The sequence below is a fragment of the Halomonas sp. 707D4 genome (assembly GCF_024158685.1).
Lineage (GTDB): Bacteria > Pseudomonadota > Gammaproteobacteria > Pseudomonadales > Halomonadaceae > Vreelandella.
On sequence record NZ_JAMZBD010000524.1, the window covers coordinates 1 to 2,067 of the forward strand.

The following is a 2,067-nucleotide window of genomic DNA, read 5'->3' on the forward strand; positions in this document are numbered from 1 at the left end:
CCGCCGTGACGCCGACCATGAACTGCCCCAGAAGCCCCGCCGCGCCCAGCAGCAGCACCGCCCCGGAACAGGGCCGCAGGCCGATCGCCACGACGGTCATCAGCGCCGTGCGCCAGTCGAGCGCCTGGTCCGGCTCGACGTGGTGCGCGCCGCCACAGCAGTGGTGGCCGTGCGCGTGGGTGTGTATATGAGAGTGGGCATGAGCGTGATCGTGGGAGTGAGAATGGGAGTGAGCGCGAGGCGCGAGCGGCGAACGCTCGTCCGCGCCGGGAGAAAGCGGCGTGAACGCGGGCACGGGCGCCGGCCGGTAGAGCCGCCAGAGCATGCGCAGCGCCCGCACGCAGAGCCACGCCCCGAGCAGCGCCACCAGCAAGAAGCTCGCCTGCTCCACCCATACCACCTGTCCCATCGCCCGGCGGGTGACGAAGCCGAGCCCGATGACCAGCACGCCCACCATGGCGATGGCGGTCACGCCCTGCAAGAGCGATGCGGCAAAGGAGAGCCCCAGCGCGCGCTTGGTCGCGCCGCCGTGCGAGGCGAGGTAGGTGGCCAGCACCGCCTTGCCGTGGCCCGGCCCCGCGGCGTGGAACACGCCGTAGCCGAAGCTTATGCCCAGAAGCGACAGCCACGCCGCGCTCGACGGGGTTCGCGCAAGCTCGGTGATCGCCAGGGTCAACGCCCGGTGCAGCTCGCGCTGCCAGACGAGGATCTGAAGACTCGCGCCCTGGAAATGGGTGTAGAGAAAGTAGCCGAGCGCGGCGAACAGCACCACACCCAGCATCGTCGCGCCCAGCGCACTCCCTGGGCGCGACGCATCGTGGCGGGAAAGCAGGCGTCGCACGATCACCCCTCCCCGCAGCGCACGTGGCCGGTTTCGGCGAAATAGCGCCCCAGGCCTGGCTCGCCCTGCTCGTCCTCGTCGAGCAGGGCGGCCTGCAGGACGAGCTCCGGGTCCGGGTCCGCCGGGGTGATGGAGAGCCGGCACGCCAAATCGCCCTGCAGGGCGAGCGCGCCCGGATCGGGGGCGCCCTCCTTCTCTTCGTGCACCACCTCGATGTAGTAGGTCGGATCGAATATCTGGTACTCGAGGGTCGCGCCGTCGAGTGCTGCGGGCTCCGCCAAGGGCAGCGTGAACATGTAGACCAGCCTCCCGTCGCGCTCAAGGGTGGTGTAGTCGCTCACTTCGCCGAGTGCCAGCGGCTCGCCGTCGAGGCGCAGCTCGGTGAAGTAACCCTGGGCGGCGAGGTTGTCGCGGATGTCGTGGCCCAGCTGGTCGAGCCCCTGCTCGAAGGTGGCGTCCGTCACCCGGGAGAGCTCGTCGAAGACGATCAGGCTGTAGAACGGGTCCATCCGCCAGGTCTGGTCCAGCGCCACGGCCCGGTTCTGGTCATCGGTGACGATGCGAACGCTCATGTCGATCCAGCCGTGCGGGTGGGCGTTTGCAGCGCCACTGGCCAGAAGCGCCAGTGCCGCCAGGGGAACGGCGCGCATCGTCGTCACTGCGGTTTTACTCAAGGGGCCTCTCCCAGGCGGTGTTGCAGCTCGACCAGCCACGGGTCGAGCAGGTAGGGGGCGAGCGCCGTCGAGCCGCGCAGCGCCGAGACGCTGACCCGGCTCGCCCCGCCCTGATCATCGACCTGCAGCAGCAGGCGGTACTCCGGCCAGCGGGCAAGCGATCCCTCGGCGCGCCCCAGGGCCAGATCGGCGTGACGGATCACGTAGCCCTGGGCCACCATCAGATCCACCGCCTCGCGAAAGGTGCGCTCCGAGGAGGCTTGAAAGCGCAACTCGCGGGGTTCGAGCGGCGCGGTGGTGGCGCAGCCGGCAAGCGCCAGCAGTAGTGCCACGCCGCCAAAGCGAACGAGAGCCTTCATGGGCGCCCCTCCCCGCGGCCGACCCCGGGCAGCGCCGACTGGAAGCGCCGACAGAAATCGTCGTCGCTGGCGCTGCGCGCCTCGCGCATGTCGCGCAGCTGGTCGAAGCGGCGCAGATCGCGGGAGAGGCGGACATGCCCGTTCTGGACCAGCACGCTCACCCGCTCGCTCTCGACCGGCGCACGCCCGATAC

At 70.3% G+C, this 2,067-nt stretch carries 3 protein-coding genes and 1 pseudogene; all 4 read right to left on the minus strand.

The window, feature by feature from the left end:
* On the minus strand, positions 1 to 781 hold a 781-nt coding region (locus tag BIS11_RS16105; protein WP_253586536.1), incomplete at its 3' end, for a nickel/cobalt transporter.
* A gap of 62 nt (positions 782 to 843) precedes the next feature.
* Positions 844 to 1,491 carry a DUF1007 family protein gene (locus BIS11_RS16110; protein ID WP_253426739.1) on the minus strand — a complete coding sequence of 216 codons (648 nt, stop codon included), beginning with the start codon at positions 1,489 to 1,491 and terminating at the stop codon, positions 844 to 846.
* 20 nt (positions 1,492 to 1,511) lie between these two features.
* On the minus strand, positions 1,512 to 1,874 hold the full coding sequence (locus tag BIS11_RS16115; RefSeq protein WP_253426737.1) for a hypothetical protein: 363 nt from the start codon (positions 1,872 to 1,874) through the stop codon (positions 1,512 to 1,514).
* Positions 1,871 to 2,067, minus strand: a pseudogene (locus BIS11_RS16120) (hypothetical protein); the annotation flags it as partial. The pseudogene BIS11_RS16120 and the gene BIS11_RS16115, both read right to left, overlap by 4 nt.

Bases quoted from the DNA above. Each gene is read 5' to 3' on its own strand.
- BIS11_RS16115 (WP_253426737.1), bottom strand. From the start codon at position 1,874: ATGAAGGCTCTCGTTCGCTTTGGCGGCGTGGCACTACTGCTGGCGCTT.
- BIS11_RS16110 (WP_253426739.1), bottom strand. From the start codon at position 1,491: ATGCGCGCCGTTCCCCTGGCGGCACTGGCGCTTCTGGCCAGTGGCGCT.